Genomic DNA, 16,719 nt, shown 5'->3' on the forward strand with positions numbered 1-16,719 from the left:
ATGAAGAAAATCGATCAAAACGAGCAGAGCAAACACACTGTTGCACTCCAAGAAATTCTGGTCCTTGGCGAACGCCAGATCAAGGATGGCAAGGTTCAGCCAGCCGCAGAAATGATTAAGCGACTACGGGAGCGGCGGGCGACAACCTGAAGAGGAAAAGCATCATTTGCCCCTCTTCCCGGGTCATTCAATGCGGCGGATCGTGTAGAGTTTTGTGCCGTATCGCTTCTGGCCTATTTCAATCTCGAACCCTGCCCCCCGGATGGTCTCCAGATCATTCACCAGCCGCTGTGCGAATTGCCGGGATGAGTCCATCTCGAAACGCAGACCGAAATCCCGAGCGACTCGCTTGAGGGCCACGAACAGGTCCCGGGAAAGAACCTCCCGTAAACTTCCATCGTCTTCAAAGCGGATCTGATACCGCTGGACGAACTCCTGAACCGGGTCCGTCCGGCGGTCTCCGTAAACATCATGCGCATTGGTTTCGGTCGCGGTGCGCCATGCGTTGAACAGGGTCGCCAGCGCGGTGGCCGTATGGTTTGAATCCCGGGCCGTATCCCGGCTGGTCCGGTTGAGCGACTCGATTTGCCGGGCGAATGCCGGTGCCAACGCTTCCAGCCCCTGTTCCATCTCTTCACGGCTCGATCCGGCCAGCATCATCAGGTACATCAGGCTGAGATACTCATTGCAGCGGCGTTTGTCGTGGTTCCCCAGGGCCTCGTGCAACAGCTTCATGGCATGGCGTCTCATGCCGTCTCGCATCATCGCCAGCACCACCCGGGTCCGCTTCATGATGACCGAAATGATGAGGTCACGATGCTGCTGGATGCCTGCGACAACCTCGGATTCGATGAAACAGTCATTGCCCTGGTTGGCGACATCGAAATTGATCACAAAACTGCGTGACTGAACCTCCGAGAGCTCCCCGCACAGCGGCTCGATGCCGGTGGTGTTCAGCAGGCATTTGGTCCGCTCGGTGATGGTCTCGCTGTCGGTGCCGCTCTTGCGTTTCTCCTTGGCGATGCCGGTGATGCTGGTCAGCATGAAGGTGGTCAGATCCTCGGTCATCTGCTTGACCTCGATGTTGTCGAGGACGATGAGCGGGTTCTGCGAGCCATCGGTGTAGTTCGCCGCGTCGGTGGCTTTCTTGTGCTGGGGCTCGCCGTAAAGCAGCGTCGACGTGATCTTGCTGGCGGTGGTCTTGCCCGATCCGGCCGAGCCCTCGAAGCGGGTCATGGGCCGCGTCCCGGCGAAGTCGATCAGCAGGAAACAGGAGAGCCAGGAAAGGATGAGAAAGCGATCTCCCTGCGGACAGGTCATGTTGCCCACCAGCAGATCGACCAGGAGCCGGTCCGCCTCTTCGAGGTCGGCGTCGGGCAGGAATTTCAGCGGCTTCATCTTCCGCGAGCCATCCAGGATGATGCCGTCCTCGTTACCGCCGTTCTTCATGATCTGAATTTCGTCCGGGGTGATCTTGGCGATCTCGTGCTCCGGATTGTTCAGGTTGAAATAGACGGTGTAGGAAGCCACATCCGTATGCAGCCAGGAAAAATGGTCGCGCACCTGGCCACGGATCATGGCCAGGCTGGGCAGCACCTCGAAAAATGTCCGTCCGCCGTTGGAGGTCGGCACCATGCCCGTGTGCTTGTAGAGCATGGCCGCGTAATGGCGCTTGCGGCCACGGTCCGGTGAATCCATCCAGTAGATGGCGTTATCGAAATACATGAACGGCTCGCCCTGCAGGGTGTGAAAGAACTGGGCACCGTTGGCGGTGAACCAGTCGTAGGCGGCCTCGGCGGCCAGGGTGTAGTCGGGAGCGCCGTTCTCCAGTTCCGTGTCGATCAGCACCTCGTCGACCCTGGCGCGGCATGATCCGGGCATCGCGCCGGACATCCGCTTGGCCTTCTTCTTTTCATTACGGAACTCGACCTTGCGGTCCTTCTGGATGGCGCGGATCTGTTCCTTCAGGGTGGCCATGGAGACGCCACCACCGATGCGCTCCTGCACCAGCTTCAGCAGGCGGGCCTGTTCCAACGGAGACTGCTCGGAAATCTCCCCCAGTATCGGTTCGAGCAGGCGGTTGCGTTCCTCTTCCTCAGCGCCCTCTGGCAGCGAGCGCACGCCGAACTCGATGGGCGTGCTGGCCTCGGCGAGCAGGCGTTCGAAATCCTCCCGGGTATGCCCGGCGGCAATGTAATCGTTGACGTCGATCTTGGCGGTGGCGAGAAGCACCTCGGCCGACTTGATTTCCTCGGCGGGACGTCCCGCCAGCAGCTTGGCCAGCTCCTTCGGCCCCACGCTCGCCGTCAGGCCGAAGCGTTCGGTCAGCTCCTGCCGGGCCGAGATCTGTGTCTCCGACAAGGGCAGCGTCACCAGGCGGGTGTCGATCTTGTGTTCGGCCAGGGTGCGGGCGGTTTGCAGCGCCCCCTTGAGACCGGCCTGGGAGAGTTCGTTGTCCTGGCAGATGTAGACGGTTTCGACGCCGCGCAGCTTGGGGATCAGGCGTTCCCAATCGGCGGCCCGGATGCGAACGGTGACCGGAGATACGGTGGGCAGGCCCAGTTGCATCAGCGCCAGACAATCGGTCACCCCCTCGGTGATGATCACCTTGCCGGGCCGGGCCAGCAGACAGTCCTCGTTGAACAGCAGCGCGTTGTTGATGAAGTCGGCGACGTAGGGCCGCTGGTGCTCGTCATGAACCGGCAGTTTCTTGTATTTCCCTTGCTCCCAGCCCACGTCCGGGGTCCACGGCGTCTTGCGGCCGATCATGAACACCACTCGGCCACGGCTCCAGTAGGGAAAGACGATGCGGCGCTCGAAAAATGGCGTCAGGCCGTCCTGGCTGGTGGGACGGAAAGCGCCGGTGGCGGCGAGCTCCCGCTTGGAAAAACCGTCCTCACCCCCGGTCAGTTGGGCGACCGCGCCGGACGCGTTGTCCGCGTAGCCGATCAGGAGATCGTCGATGGTCTCCTCGCTAAGGGCGTATTTGGATTTCAGCCAGTCGAGGACCTCCGACGACTCCTTCAGCCTGGCGTGGTAAAGCCTGGCCAGCGAGGTCAGCGCGTCCTTGACCCGCAGTTCGAAGGTACGGTCGGCCTCCGTCTGGGCCAGACGCTCCTGGCTCAGGCCATAGCGCGACAGCGGCGGCAAGCCCGCCTTTTTGGCGAGATAGTCCCGGGCCTGACGGTGGCTGTCCGTCATCGGACCGGATTGCCCGGCGGTGACCGAGCCCGTCTGAATGAACTCAACGAGCTGCAGCACATCACCGCCGGCTCCGCAGCCGAAGCAGTACCAGCCCTGCTTGTCGAGCATCACGTGCAGCGACAGGCGCGACTGGCTCTGATGGTTGGGGCAGTCGCACATCAAGCGCTGGCCGGTCTCCTGGGTGATCCGTCCCGGCAGGAGTTCCCGGGCCACGTCACCGATGTCCATCTCGGTGACGAGCCGGTAATACTCCCTGACGTTATCCGTTCCGCCCATACTCATTCGGCCTCCGCGACACGGGCGAAATCGGCATCCGCGTGCTGGGCGGCGTCCAGAAACAGGGGCAAAAAGGTCCGGCGGTCATCCACCTGGCAACGCTTGGCGCAGTTCTGGATGCCCCAATGGTCACCCAGGACAATGGCGGTGCGCCGGGCACGAGTCACCCCGGTGTAGAGCAGATTGCGGTGGTGCATGAAGGAATGCGCCTTGTGGACCACCAACACGGCGCAGGGGAACTCGGAGCCCTGGGTTTTGTGGATGGTGAGCGCATAGGCGAGCTGCAGGTCCTGAAGGTCGGGCGAACCCTTCTCCAGCTCCACCGGCATGCCGTCGAAGTCGATGACCAAGGTGCCGTTCGCGAGGACATCGACCACATAGCCGATGGCACCGTTCATCACGTTCAGGTCGTAATTGTTCCGGGTCTGGATGACCTTGTCGTGCTTGAGAAACGGGGCGCGGCGTCCCATGGCGACCGGCGGCACCTCGGTGTTCCAGAGTTTGCGCTGGATGAGCCGCTGCAATTCCTCGTTCAGTTCCTTGGTGCCGAGCGGCCCCTTGTGGGTCGGCGTCAGCACCTGCACGTCCTTGATGATGTCGAACCCCAGGGCGTCGAGCCGCTCCTGAAACAGCTCCAGCAGGAACGAGCGTGCAGCCATCGGGTCGGTGAACTGATCCACCAGATACCAATCCCGGCATCCGGCCACCGACGCCTCGCTGGTCTTGCGCACCTCGCCCTTGAGAACGGCGGTGCAGTTCTCCTTGAGGACGCCAGCCTGGCGCACGACCTTGTCGAGGATGACCGTGGGGATGGCGCGTGTCTGAATCAGATCGCGCAGGATGTTTCCGGGTCCCACCGGCGGAAGCTGGTTGTGATCGCCGACCAGCAGCACCGTGGTCCGCGACAGGTCGACCGCCTCGAACAGATGCCAGGCCAGCGGCACGTCGACCATCGAAAACTCGTCGACCACCAGGACGTCGGCATCGATGGGGTTCTCCTTGCTGCGGGAGAAGCCCTTGCCGTCATAGCCGAGCAGACGGTGAATGGTGGTGCCGCTGCGACCGCTGACTTCCTCCAGACGCTTGGCCGCCTTACCGGTCGGCGCGGCGAGCACGACCTCCAGATCACTCTCCTCGCAGATGGTGTTGATGACCGAGATGGTGTAGCTCTTGCCAGAACCGGCTCCACCCGAGATCAAGCTGATGCTGTGCTTGAGTGCCGAGCGCACAGCTTCAAGCTGCTTCTCGTTCAGCGTCACCGCGCAGCGCCGAATCAGGGCGTCGAGTTTCTTGACGGACTGGAAATGAGGATTGGGTGTTTCGGCCTGGCCGAACAGCGAGGCCAGCTCCCGCTCCATACGGACGATCTCCGGCAGGGCGACTACAAAACGTCCGCCGTGGGAATCGCAGGCAAGCGCCTGTTCTTCGATGAGCACGTCGAGGGCGCTCTCGATGCGAACCCGGCTGTCCAGGGCATCCATGACCAGCAGCAGGTTGGCCTGGTCCACCAGATCCTCGTATTCGATCCAGCAGTGGCCATTGTCCAGGGCTTCACGGACGCAGAAATTCAACCCGGCCCGGATACGAGGGTTATGGTCCTTGGGGGTTCCCAGCTTGCGGGCGATCTTGTCGACCTTCTTGAAGCCGAATCCCCGGATCTCCCGAATGAGGATGTACGGGTCTTCCTTCAGGATATCGAGGCAGTTGCCGCCGAGTCTTTCGACCAGAGTGGTGACCTGATGATGGGTCAGACCGAATGCCGACAACCAGGCCATGACGGCGTTGACGCTGCGGTTCTTCAACCATTCGTCACGCAGCCGCCGGGCAGCATCCAAGGGCAGTCGGGCCTTGAGCGCAATGCGCTCGGGGTCGTTCAGAAGGGTTTTTTCAAAGGCGTCGCCGAAACTCTCGACGATCAATCTGGCCTTGGCCGGACCAATGCCCTTGATCTCCGGATGGTTAGCCAGATAGTGGATCAGCCCCTCCGGGTCGAGTTCGAGGTCGTGCTCCATCCCGTCGACCTTGAACTGACGGCCGTATTTGGGATGGGTGGACCACGACCCGAGCAGGACCACAGGCTGATTTTCACGGGCGAACAAATTGCCCGCGAACTGGACTTCCTCACCGGTCGGGGTGAGCAGTCGGCCTGCGGAGAACTTGGGTCCGGCATAGTAAACGCGCTCTATTCTTCCCCGGAGTCGCGCCGGGTTACTCTCATTTCTTTTTGGCATCTCGCGATCCTCCGGTGAAAACGTGTCAGGTACTCCTCGACAAAACGGCAGGCGGCCTGCCGGTCCGAGCAGAAGTAGACGGGGACACCGAAGTCGACGACGATGGAGGCGACCGTTCCAATCAGCGCATGCGGGTGGGCATCGCTGCGGTAGCGGCCATCGACCAGATCGCGAAAGTTGCACTCGACAACCACGCAGGCGGATTCGTAGGCGGAGAGCTTTTCCAGCTCGCGGTGGAACCGCTTTCGCCCCCGGATGACGGTGGAGACGAAATCCGTCAGGGATTTGCGCTCCACCGCCACCCGTTCCTCGAGGCCGACCAGCGAGTAATCACCGGCGGGCAGCGCCTTGCGAACCGCCGAAACCTTGTCGCTATCGAAGCTGTAGGGCTCCTGTTCGCGGGTGTCGACGACAACGGTGATCCGGTCCATCATCAGAACGGGATCATGTCGTCCATCGCCGCGCCGGGAGCCCCGGCATCGTCGGCCATGACAATGCGACGGTTGAAGTAGATGTTCTCGTTTTCACCGCGAGTGCGCTTGGTCACCTCCAGCTTGATGTTCAGAAGCTGTTCGAGGTGGCCCGGCAGGTCGGAGAGCTTCTGAAGCTGCAGCCCGCAGGTGTAGAGGTCCTGCTTGAGCCACTTGATGTTCTCGTTGCTGGCCATGACGTTGTTGCGCCAGAGCAGACGGCCCTTGTGGGTCGGCGCAAGAATGCGCAGGGTCCACTTGAGCATGGGGTTGCCCGAGGTCTGGGCGCGGGTCAGTTCGACCCGGTCGACGTTGACCTGGTACTTGCCATCGGGCACGGCCTCGAACTCACGCTCCTCGACTTCGGCGGTTTCAAAGGCGTCGTCGAACTGCGCCAGGTCGAGGTTGCTGCCGGATTGGTTTTCGTAGTGTTCCATGGTCGGATCTCCTTACTGTTGAGGTTTCGCCGCCGCACTCGCGGTCGGCTCCGGCTTCGGCCGGGCGGCACTCGCCGCAGCTCCGGTTGCCGTGTTGTTGAACGCTTTCACGAAGCTCGAAAAATCGAGGGGGATGACTTCGGGGAGTCGGCCGGTGCGGTCACCGGCGTCGTAGTTGGGACTGGGCTTGGTGCGCATCACGCGCTGCCATACCGGCTTGCCGTCCTCGCCGGTTTTCATGTCCAGGTCGCAGAACAGGATCAGGTCCACCAGGCCGGTGACCAGCTTTCGCGCCTTTTCCGGCAGCGTCGGCACGATGCGGGTGTGTTTGCCGGTCCGGGTCTCGATGTCCCGCTCCTGGGAGTGGGAAATCAGGATCAGACCGTAGGGCAGGAAGGCGAGCTTGTTGATGACGCGCTGGAACTCGTTGTTGATCAGCGCGTAGCCCTTGCCGTAGCCCAGGTCGGATTCGTGCTCGATCTTGAATTTCTTGCAGACGTAGTCCGAGCACATCTTGTAGGCGTTATCCACCGTGTCGACGACGATGGTCTTGAACTCGTGCTTGCCCTCGGCGATTTCGGCGCAGGCCTGCAGAAGGTCGTCCCAGCAGGTGATCGGGGTCTGGAACACCTCCAGGGCGTTCAGGCCCGGCTCGGTCGCCAGGAACACTGCGTCATCGGCCTTGGAGCACCAGGTGCTCTTGCCGATCTTGCTCGGGCCGTACACCAGGGCGGTGAGGTCCGAGAGCGTGTGTTTGGGTTTGCTTTTGGTCTTGGGAAGCATGGCTTCGTCTCCTTATGGTTGGGATTTCAAAACACCGGAGCGGCGTCTTCACCGGCTCCGTCCCGCAGCTCTTCGTGCGGGGCGATCCGTTGGAAATGGTTTTCGATGACGTTGGGGTTGCCGCCCGAGCGGCAGAGCTGGAAGTAGGCGCAGGGTCTTCCGTACTGGAAGCAGTAGCTGGTGTTGCGGTAGAAGGTGTCGCGCCGACGGGCGTCGAGCATGGCCTTGGAGAGTTCCCACAGCTCCGCCCGCAGTTCCTCGAACTGGTCTCGGGAGATGTAGAGCACCTCGCGATGGAACATGCCCGGCTCGAGGTACTTCTCCTGGAGCCGTTGCTGGAAGGTCTCGTCGTCCTCCGGTAGCTTGCGCTTGGCGCTGCTCTTGCCGGTTTTCGACTTGGCAATCAGCTCAGCCCGGCGGGCCTCGAATTCGGCTTCGGTCTCACCCTTGCCCTGGCGCAGCTTGGCCTTGACCAGAACGTTGTAGATGATGCCGCTGACCGTGATGCCGAGGGTCTGCTCCAGGTACCAGGCGTAGAGGATGATCTGGAAATCGGTCCAGAGCCGCTCCAGGTAGCTGGCGTCGATCTGCGAGGCGGTTTTGTGTTCCAGCAGGAAGTACTGGCCATCCTGACGGACGATGCCATCCACTTTTCCGGCGAGAATGAAACTGCGCGAGGTCGCCCCGGTCGCCGGGTTGACGATGGGACCTTCGAAGGTTTTCTCGAGCGCGACGACCTCGAACTCTTCGGCCGGATAGTGTTCCGCATAGACGCTCATCATGGCCCTGGCGAGATGCCAGTCGGCCTGTTGATGATCGTCCTGCGCACGGTTCGGATAGGTCCGGTCGATGTGGTCGAGGACTTTGGCCAGATACCGCTCGCCGTGCCAGCACTCCAGGCAGTCGTGGATGACCGAGCCGAAGGCCAGATTGGGGTCGCGCTCGAGCGGCACCAGCTCGTCGATGTAGCGCCACTTGCAGGCCATGCGGCAGTTGCGGAACAGCCGCCACATGGAATAGGTGGTGGTCATCAGCTCGCTCATACCGCCACCCCCGCTTCGGCGGCGGGCGCTGCGCGATGCTTGGAGGCACAGGCGCAGCCCGACGGCTGGGTACGTTCGATCAGGACCGAGCGTTCGCCGTATTCCTTGGTGGCGAAGCCGGTGAAGATGCGGGCGAGGTCGCTGCCGACATCGGTGGATGCGTCGATCACGCAGGTGCGGCGGTCCTTGTCCAGATTGAACCGGCTCTCCATCCGCACACGGGAACGGCCATGCAGGCTTTCGACAGCCAGCATCGCCAGCATGAAAGTGTCTTCCAGTTCCTGGGCCGGGACCGACTCGTCAAAACGGTACTTGTAGGTGTCGTGAGTCATGGTTGAACTCCTCTTTTGTTCAGGTTCTGATTTCCGAGGCCCCGGATAGCCGCACCATGCGGCACGGTGCTTACTTACCGGAGCCGGAGTCGATGCGTCGGAGATCACAGGTAGTCCTCGAGTCCGGCCTCGCGGAACGCGTCCCGGAGCTTGTTCAGCCGGTCGTAGAGGGTGGTTCTGGGAATGCACATCTCCCGGGCGACTTCGGCCATGGTGCTGTCGTGCAGGCGCAAGCACAGATCCCGGAGCTCTTCCGGCAGCGAGGCGATGGCCTGGCCGAGATCCATGCGGATCTCATGGGCGAGGCGCTCTCTTGTTTCGCGTGTGCCGCCCCCAAGAGAGCCTTCGCTATCCAGGAAGTCGATCCGCTCGGTGCTGTCGCCCTCACCGTTGTCGAGGGGTTCGTTGAGTGATGTTTGGCAGAGCCGCCAGTCCCGGCATTGGGCGAACCGGGCCTCCAGAATGGTGGAGATGTGACGTTCGACGATCCGGGCCATGAAGGTGGTCTTCTTGGCCTTGGCGGGATTGAAATGCCGCATCCGCTGCAGCAGATCGATCATCAGTTCCTGTTCGAGGTCGGGTCTGTCGTCCTCGGTGAATCCGGCCTTGCCTACGAGTTGACGTGCTTTGTGCCGAATGAGGTCGGCGGCATACTTGTCGATGCCGTCGTAAGAATTCTGAGAAACCATCGGGGCCTCCTCGGAGCGAGGAGGAGGTCCGCGTGGGTGTCGGCACGGGCCAGATCACAGGACAAAGCTGTCGCGTGGGCGAAGGGGTCGCAGGTACGCCGCCAATTGCCGTATTCGGCTCGGCGACACCCACAACAGCCTCCGCCATGCGTCCAGCTTGTTGTCCAGTGTCTAAGGGTTCAGGTCGTTACGTGTTCAGGCTGCCCGTTCCTCGATGCGCATCAGGAACGGCAGACCGTGCTTGATCTCGAGCAGGCAGACTTTTCCGCTGCCCATCTGCGCGAGGTGCTCCAGCAGCGCCACGACCTCTTGCTTGAGAATGAAGTCATCCTGGTCGCGCTCGGGCCGGGGACCGCTCTGTCCAGCCAGCTTGATCTCGCGCTCGATGACCGTGTCAGGGGTGAGTTCCGGCTCGCCGTCGCGGACCGGAATGTTGGTGATGCGGCCGAAGTTGATGTCCTGCATCAACTCGATGAGTCGCCGCTTCGGTGGGGTGAGGTGTGCTTTGTTGACTTGTGCCACTGCCAGTCTCCTTGTTCGGAAGTTCTGGCACGCCCGGTGGCCAACCCTGTGCTGACCAATAAAAAACGCCGGATCGCGCCTTCATTGGGGAAGGCGCTACATCCGGCGTCGCAATGGCTACATTTGGCGTAGCGGAAATATTTTTTAGTTTTTTCTTCCTGGGTGGCCCCGGGTCACTCGTTGACTATCGGGCGGACCTCCCAAACGATCTCCTCTTCGGTCCGGTAGACCGGTTCGTTGCCGCACTTGATGGACTCCTTCAGGTGGGCGGCCAGCGGCTTGTCATACTTTTCCAGATACGTGATGGCCCGGTTCACGGCACTCCGGAAGGCGTCGCGGATGTTCTTCCGCTTGTCGTTGGATTTCCGGAGTTTGCCACCCAGACCAACCGCCTCGTTGATTGCGGCGGTGATCTGGGTCATTTCGTTCTCGAGCCGCTGGATTTCGGCATCGTTGTTTTCTGCCCGGGCTTCTTCAATTTCCCGAAGAAGCTCGTGAGCCGTCTCCCGGTATTGCTCGACGGCCTTGCGGTCGGCAACGAAGCCGGTATCACCCAACGGAACCCCCTGGGTGACCTGAAAACCTTCATCGGTCTCATTGGAGTTCAGGACCGCGTTGCAGCTATCGATGGCGAACCCGCAGACGATCTCGTAGACCGAGGTTTCCTTGTTCGGCCTTGCCAGGAGGAAATTGATGTACTCGGCCCCTTTATCAACACCCGTCACAAGCACTTCGGCGTTGCCGTTAAAGCGTGCCGCCCAGACACCCCCGCGCTTCCTGAAGTAGTTGTCCGGCTGCTTCTGCTCAACCGGAATGGCGGGGACGGAGATTACCGATCCCGATTCATAGACCGTCCTGAGTAGGCAGTCTCCCGGCAAGGTGCGTTGGCGGATGGCGGTGATGTTGCGGCCAACCATTGTGTCCATTGCATCGCAGACCTCCTTGGCGTGGCGCTTGTAAAGGTCATAGACCTTCTGGGCCACTTTTCCGGAGTTCCCATTAAGGTAGCGGAAGACCCGACTGACCTCGCTGAATCGGGCGATAAACTGGGTGATGTCGTCCTGCTCGCGTACCTGATTGGCACGCTCCAGGTACGCGGCTGTCATGATCTTGTCCTCGTCCTTGCTTCGGCTTTGGGTGAAGATGTCGGCTTTATAGGCTTCCACTGGGTCATATTGATCGGCTTTTGCCGCAATCATGGCAAAACGCCTGTCGATACACTGGGAACACGTTCCGCAATGCGTATGGTGATTGGTCATCTCCCAGGTATGGGTGCAGGTGGTCGATGCCGCGATCATGTCCTGGCATCCGGCCTTGGTGATCACCTCGATGACACCGGCCTTGGTTTTCCAGATGTAGGGATTCTCAATCGTGAACGGTTCGCCAGCCACCAGGCTGATGATTTCCTGAAAACCTCGGATCACCCTGGGGTGGGTGGTGCGTGTTGCCCGGCCGCCGACTACCTGAGCGCAGACCGGCAGATTCAAACTGATGACCCCGTTTTCGTAAAAACGGACGCTTTTCAGATTGAGCATTTTTGCGATGGTCGCCCCGATAGACACATAGAGGAAGGATCGGCTGCGCTGGGTGTACTCGTAGTTCAGCCCCTTGTTCTTGTTGACCCGGACGCCGATGTGTAGCGGGGCGTTTTCCCCAGCCTTGTCGGCAATCATCTTTTCCAGTCGCCGGTGGCGCGTGTTGAGCTTCGGTGTCGATTTGTGGGTAACAAGGACGACCTTGTGTTTTTCATTCAGAACTTCATCGATGGCTCCCGCCAGCGAGTCCAGCCCACCTGAAAACATCACTACCTGTTCCGGATAGCCGAAGAGCCGTCCGTCATCATCAAATTTCAGATATCCCTGGAATGCCTGAGCCTCTTTCAGTTTGACGAACTCGAAGTGATAGTTGTCGTCAGACAAGAAACCAAGCGTGGAGCGCAGCGCCTGGTGGATATCGTCTCCGTTCCAAAAATCTGGCTTCCGCACCGGGATGATGAAGTGCAGATCCCTGCGCCAGCCATGGCCAAAAGAATCGACGTCGTCGGCCCCTCGTGGGATGGCCTGATCGGCACTGTAAACGTAGGTGGCGATTTCGAGCAGGTCCTGGAAAGAATCAGGCACGTCCTTGCTCATCTTTTTGTGGATGTCTTCAATGCGTAGGGTGATCTTGTCCGGCCCATCCTTGCCCCAAAGGCGCAGGCGCAGATCACGGTCAGGATTTTCTTCAATCCCATCGGTCGGTGCGTTCCCACAGATGATATATCGTTTATCTTGCATCGGCTCGCGCTCCTTCTTTTAGCTCGTCCTTCATCTTTTTCAGCGCGTAAGAGGCGAAGCCATTGGAAGACTCCCTGGAGATGTCACCACCTTCTTCGTACCTGTGCTTCGAAAACCAAACTGCTGAAAACTGCTCGACGATCAGGGACGCCTCTTTACAGTGCGTGTTCAGAGCCTTCTCGAATTGTCCCATTTCATTCATGGTGGCAAAGCGCTGGCCCTCGCCCAGATGGGTAGCCAGCGTTTTTGAGAGGAAGTAGTTCATGCTCTCGTTGGTCAGCTTGGCGAAGAAAGTCCGCGACAGCTCTCCGAACTCCCGCTTTTTCCCGAGCGCTGCCAGTGCGGCCCGAACATCATCTGGCCCGGGGGCGAAGAGAGACGGCAGTTTTGGTGAGATGTGCTCTACCAGGGCTCCGACCAATGCACGCTGAGACATTTCACCGAGGTCGGATCGGCCACCGTTGGACTCCAATTTGTTATCCAGGGCCTCGGAGACTGCGGCTGCAAGATCGGGAAGAGATGTATCCTGCGGCAGGTTGACGCCGAGGGATTGGAGATGCTCGCCGAGGTTCTCCTTTTTTGCGGCAATGGCGAGTTGCGTCATCAACCAGACCGCCTCGGTGAACCCCTTATCGTTGAGCACGAAGGTGAATGCTTTATCGGCTGCCCGGATTGTTGCGTTTGCGATTTGGGACACGTCGGCACCGGCCGTGATCAGGCCGACCACCTCTTTCCATGCCCTCGACCTCGGAAGGCTTCCAAGTCTGACGTGCCCCATGTCGATCTCCTTATTTTTCGCGACCCAGCATCGTTATTCGGGCCTCCTGATGACGACGATGCTTCGGGCCTTACGAGCTTCTTTCTTCAGATAGCCTTTCCGTACCAGTTGAGCGATCTGCTCGTGGGCGCTCGCGTGGCTGATACCAAGGACTTCCGACAATTCTTTCACCGTTGGCGGCAACCCCTTTTCATCGATGATTTGGCAAATGACCCTCAGCGTGTTTGCTTGTGGGTCGGTTATTTCCGATACCTTTTTCTTTCCCATGGCGATTGCTCCGTGTCGTAGCCACTGAGCGGATTAAGCCCAATTTATGACCACAAAATATACGACCTGATGAACATCAGGTCAATCAAAAAAACAGGACTTCTCGTCTGATTCCGTCATCTTGCACGTCCCTCCGGTAGGTAACGAACGCAAGTCCGGTTCAAGCCGGATGTAACCAGATAACCGACCAGAGGCGGAGCTGAGGCGGTTGTGGGTGCCATAGAACGCGCATCCCGACCGCCGCCGTTTTCTGGTATCCACGCCATCCAGCCCCCCGGTCCAACCGGAGGTGTTCGATGTTGGATGTACAGGAAATGAATGATGGGCCAGGGACGGATGACCTTGACAAAAACGGCAAACCCGGCCGCCTGTCGGGTGAGGCGAGGCTCCAGTCAGCCGCCTCCATTCTGGCCACGGCGATCCTGCGCCGAATGGCAAAAAACGCATGTGTGGGCAATGAGTTAGAGGTTTTCGAAGATTCTTCCCCTGTGCTCGGAGAAGGACTTGATTCATTGCCGGAACAGAGCATTCATTCATGACAACTCGTCCGGAAACCAAAATAAGGAGTTGAAAATGAATGAGTTACAGAACGCCGCCACCGGCGGCAAGATCCAGGACCGAACCCGAAACTCAGTCCTTCGGCAGATGGCCCTGCTGCAATCCATGTCCCTGGAGCAGCTCCGGGAAAAATGGCTCGACCTCTACGGAGAAGAGCCACCCCAGTACAAGAAACAATTCCTCATCAAGCGGCTGGCCTATCGCATCCAGGAGCTTTTCTACGGCGGGCTGTCCGAACAGGCCAAGGTCCATCTCCAGCAGGCCGCCAAGGAGGACCCGGTCGCCACTGTCAATCGACGCATCCCAGAAGAGCGGAAATCGAACGAAGCGATCCTGCCCGGGACCAGACTGGTGCGGGTCTGGAACGACCGGCGCTATGAGGTGATCGTCCTTGCCGATGGCTACGAGTTCGAAGGCCGCACCTTCCGGTCGCTCAGCGCGGTGGCCAGGGAGATCACCGGGACCAGGTGGAACGGCAAGGTCTTTTTCGGACTGAAGAAGGTTTACGGCAGAAAAGCCGAGGGAGGTTCGGATGCTTGATAACAGCAATGTCGCGCCGGGCAAAAACAAGACCCTGCGCTGTGCCATCTACACCCGCAAGAGCCACGAGGAAGGTCTCGAACAGGAGTTCAACTCGTTGGATGCGCAACGGGAATCGGCGGAACACTATATCGAAGCCCAGAGGATGCGTGGCTGGACGGCTCTGCCGGATCGCTACGACGATGGTGGATTCTCGGGTGGAAACATGGAGCGCCCGGGGCTGCGTCGCCTGCTGGCGGACATCAATGCCGGGAAGATTGACGTGATCGTGGTCTACAAGGTCGACCGGCTGTCCCGCTCGCTGCTGGACTTCATGAAGATGATCGACCTCTTCAACGAGAAGGGTGTCAGCTTCGTCTCGGTCACCCAGCACTTCAGCACCACCGACCCCACCGGACGGATGTTTCTCGGCATCCTGATCACCTTCGCCCAGTACGAGCGGGAGGTCATCGCCGAGCGCATCCGGGACAAGGTGGCGGCCGCCAAGCGCCGGGGGAAATACTGCGGCGGCGTACCCATTCTTGGATACGACGTCGACCGGGACAACAAGAAGCTGCTGGTCAACCCGGATGAAGCCAGGACGGTGCAGTACATCTTCCGCCGATTCATCCAGATCGGCTCGGCCAAGAAGCTGGGCCAGGAATTGAACGAACAGGGATACCGCACAAAAGCCTGGACCACCAAGAAAGGCAAGGTTCGCGAGGGCTCAGAATGGAATACAGGCCACATCTACCGGCTGCTGAACAACCGGGTCTATATCGGCGAGATTGCCCACAAGGATCGCAGCTACCCCGGTGAGCACGAAGGAATCATCGACCGGACGACCTGGGACAAGGTGCAGGCCATCCTGGAGGACAACAAACCGGTCAAGGTTTCCATGGCAAGAACCAAAATGGTCGCCCCGCTGAAAGGCGTCATCCGCTGCGGCCACTGCGGATGCGCGATGGGACCGACCTACGCCCGCAAGAACGGCCGCCACTACACCTATTACATCTGCCAGAAGGACAGCAAGCGGACCGTGAGCCGGTGCCCCCTCAAACGGATTCCCGCCGGGGACATCGAGCAGGCCGTGGTCGAGCAGTTGAGCGCGGTGTTCCGCACGCCGACGCTGGTGGCCAAAACCTACTTCGCGGCCCGGGACATCGAGCAGGTGGAGCGGGAGCGGCTGTTCAAGCAGAAAGCCCAACTCGAAATGGAGCTGTCGCAGGCGCGGGAGCAAGCCATCGAACTTATGAAACCCGGCAACGATCAGCCGGGCAAGACCGAGATGCTCACGACCGTCAACCGCCAGGCGGTCGAGCTCTCGAAACAACTGACGCACGTGAGCGAGCGATGCAGAGCCTACCGGGGGAACAACATCACGGAACAGGACGTTTCGGAGGCCTTCCAGAATGTCGAGGGCTTCTGGGAGGACCTTTTCCCGGTGGAGCGAAACCGGCTCATCCGCCTCCTGGTGGATAAGGTCGAGATCCGCGAGACCGGAATCGACATGGAGCTGCGCACCAACGGGCTGACTACGCTCATCGCCGAGCTGGCCGGTCTGGCATGCGAAGTCACCGAACGGAGGGCAAGCCGATGAAAATGAAGCCGACCATTACCGTAGCCGACAACGGCAACCTGCAGATCCATATCCCGATGCTGATCCGGCGCATGCGCGGCCGCAAGACGGTCATCGCTCCCCAGGCACTGGATGGAGAAATCACCGGAGCGCAGGAACCGGTGCAGTCCGCCGTCCTCCAGGCGCTGGGAAGGGCCTTTTCTTGGGCCGACATCCTCGAATCCGGCCAGATCAAGTCCATCAGCGAGCTTGCCCGTACCCTTGACGTCGATGGCTCGTATGTGGCCCGCATCCTCAAACTGACGACCCTGGCCCCCGACATCGTCGAAGCCCTGATCAACGGTGAGGAACCCAACGGGCTCTCGCTGGCCAAGCTGACCCAGACCTTTCCAGAGGACTGGGCCGAGCAGCGCCGCCAGTTCGGCTTTGCCACCGACTGACGACCGGACCGGAGACCGCCCCAGAGAGCCGACCATCAGCGTCGGCTTTTCTTCTTTAGGGGGCAGGAAGCCGGAGTTGACCGCGCTTCTTTTCATGGCCGAGGCGGGCGATTTCGAAAAAAACGTCCGGTTGCGGCATCGAACGACGCCCTAAGACAACCGCCAAAAATGGCAATCAGCCGCAAACCCATATCAATCAAGGATGTAGCTTTCCGGACGAGCTTCGGACTTGGTCCGGAGAAAACAGAGAATCAGGGGCCAAACAGAGAAAGAAAGGCGGGAGGATGGGGAGAATCGATGGTGCGAAGAGGTGCT

At 60.1% G+C, this 16,719-nt stretch carries 17 protein-coding genes; 5 read left to right on the plus strand and 12 right to left on the minus strand.

What is annotated here, in order from left to right:
- Entirely contained in the window at positions 1-150 is a 150-nt protein-coding gene (locus G394_RS21190; protein WP_043775422.1) for a hypothetical protein, read from the plus strand.
- 33 nt (positions 151-183) lie between these two features.
- On the opposite strand, the gene G394_RS0109990 is transcribed toward G394_RS21190, so the two are convergent.
- The 12 genes from G394_RS0109990 to G394_RS0110045 form a co-directional block, all read right to left on the minus strand.
- Positions 184-3,486 carry a CHC2 zinc finger domain-containing protein gene (locus G394_RS0109990; RefSeq protein ID WP_028577531.1) on the minus strand — a complete coding sequence of 1,101 codons (3,303 nt, stop codon included), beginning with the start codon at positions 3,484-3,486 and terminating at the stop codon, positions 184-186.
- Positions 3,483-5,711, minus strand: coding sequence for an SF1B family DNA helicase RecD2 (gene recD2, locus G394_RS0109995; protein WP_028577532.1), 2,229 nt, complete (start codon positions 5,709-5,711; stop codon positions 3,483-3,485). The genes G394_RS0109990 and recD2 overlap by 4 nt, the downstream gene beginning before the upstream one ends.
- A complete protein-coding gene (locus G394_RS0110000; RefSeq protein ID WP_013258639.1) occupies positions 5,663-6,145 on the minus strand; it encodes an ERCC4 domain-containing protein in 483 nt (160 codons plus the stop codon). Before G394_RS0110000 ends, recD2 begins: the two co-directional genes overlap by 49 nt.
- Complete coding sequence (locus tag G394_RS0110005; RefSeq protein ID WP_028577533.1) at positions 6,145-6,618, minus strand: DUF669 domain-containing protein; 474 nt, start codon at positions 6,616-6,618, stop codon at positions 6,145-6,147. The genes G394_RS0110000 and G394_RS0110005 overlap by 1 nt, the downstream gene beginning before the upstream one ends.
- Positions 6,619-6,630: 12 nt before the next feature.
- Complete coding sequence (locus G394_RS0110010; RefSeq protein WP_028577534.1) at positions 6,631-7,401, minus strand: ATP-binding protein; 771 nt, start codon at positions 7,399-7,401, stop codon at positions 6,631-6,633.
- Positions 7,402-7,427: 26 nt separating this feature from the next.
- Complete coding sequence (locus G394_RS0110015; protein WP_028577535.1) at positions 7,428-8,444, minus strand: PD-(D/E)XK nuclease family protein; 1,017 nt, start codon at positions 8,442-8,444, stop codon at positions 7,428-7,430.
- On the minus strand, positions 8,441-8,776 hold the full coding sequence (locus G394_RS0110020) for a hypothetical protein (RefSeq protein ID WP_028577536.1): 336 nt from the start codon (positions 8,774-8,776) through the stop codon (positions 8,441-8,443). Before G394_RS0110020 ends, G394_RS0110015 begins: the two co-directional genes overlap by 4 nt.
- A 104-nt stretch (positions 8,777-8,880) precedes the next feature.
- Positions 8,881-9,465, minus strand: coding sequence for a sigma-70 family RNA polymerase sigma factor (locus G394_RS0110025; protein WP_028577537.1), 585 nt, complete (start codon positions 9,463-9,465; stop codon positions 8,881-8,883).
- Between the two features lie 195 nt (positions 9,466-9,660).
- Positions 9,661-9,987 (minus strand): hypothetical protein, encoded by a 327-nt coding sequence (locus tag G394_RS0110030; RefSeq protein ID WP_028577538.1) that lies wholly within the window; start codon positions 9,985-9,987, stop codon positions 9,661-9,663.
- A 173-nt stretch (positions 9,988-10,160) separates the two neighbouring features.
- Positions 10,161-12,263 (minus strand): 7-cyano-7-deazaguanine synthase, encoded by a 2,103-nt coding sequence (locus tag G394_RS0110035; protein WP_028577539.1) that lies wholly within the window; start codon positions 12,261-12,263, stop codon positions 10,161-10,163.
- Positions 12,253-13,041, minus strand: coding sequence for a hypothetical protein (locus G394_RS0110040; RefSeq protein WP_028577540.1), 789 nt, complete (start codon positions 13,039-13,041; stop codon positions 12,253-12,255). Before G394_RS0110040 ends, G394_RS0110035 begins: the two co-directional genes overlap by 11 nt.
- Positions 13,042-13,074: 33 nt before the next feature.
- Positions 13,075-13,308 carry a LexA family protein gene (locus G394_RS0110045; protein ID WP_009379056.1) on the minus strand — a complete coding sequence of 78 codons (234 nt, stop codon included), beginning with the start codon at positions 13,306-13,308 and terminating at the stop codon, positions 13,075-13,077.
- Between the two features lie 296 nt (positions 13,309-13,604).
- Here G394_RS0110045 and G394_RS0110050 point away from each other — a divergent pair, with 296 nt between their 5' ends.
- The 4 genes from G394_RS0110050 to G394_RS0110065 are packed head-to-tail and all read left to right on the plus strand — an operon-like array spanning position 13,605 to position 16,404.
- Positions 13,605-13,847 carry a hypothetical protein gene (locus tag G394_RS0110050; protein ID WP_028577541.1) on the plus strand — a complete coding sequence of 81 codons (243 nt, stop codon included), beginning with the start codon at positions 13,605-13,607 and terminating at the stop codon, positions 13,845-13,847.
- Between the two features lie 34 nt (positions 13,848-13,881).
- Positions 13,882-14,406 carry a DUF2924 domain-containing protein gene (locus G394_RS0110055; RefSeq protein ID WP_028577542.1) on the plus strand — a complete coding sequence of 175 codons (525 nt, stop codon included), beginning with the start codon at positions 13,882-13,884 and terminating at the stop codon, positions 14,404-14,406.
- Positions 14,399-15,985: a recombinase family protein gene (locus G394_RS0110060; RefSeq protein WP_028577543.1), complete on the plus strand. Its 1,587-nt coding sequence runs from the start codon at positions 14,399-14,401 to the stop codon at positions 15,983-15,985. Before G394_RS0110055 ends, G394_RS0110060 begins: the two co-directional genes overlap by 8 nt.
- Positions 15,982-16,404 carry a hypothetical protein gene (locus G394_RS0110065; protein WP_011700568.1) on the plus strand — a complete coding sequence of 141 codons (423 nt, stop codon included), beginning with the start codon at positions 15,982-15,984 and terminating at the stop codon, positions 16,402-16,404. Before G394_RS0110060 ends, G394_RS0110065 begins: the two co-directional genes overlap by 4 nt.
- Positions 16,405-16,719: the final 315 nt, after the last annotated feature.

Source organism: Desulfomicrobium escambiense DSM 10707, from assembly GCF_000428825.1.
In the GTDB taxonomy this organism is placed as follows: Bacteria; Desulfobacterota; Desulfovibrionia; order Desulfovibrionales; family Desulfomicrobiaceae; genus Desulfomicrobium; species Desulfomicrobium escambiense.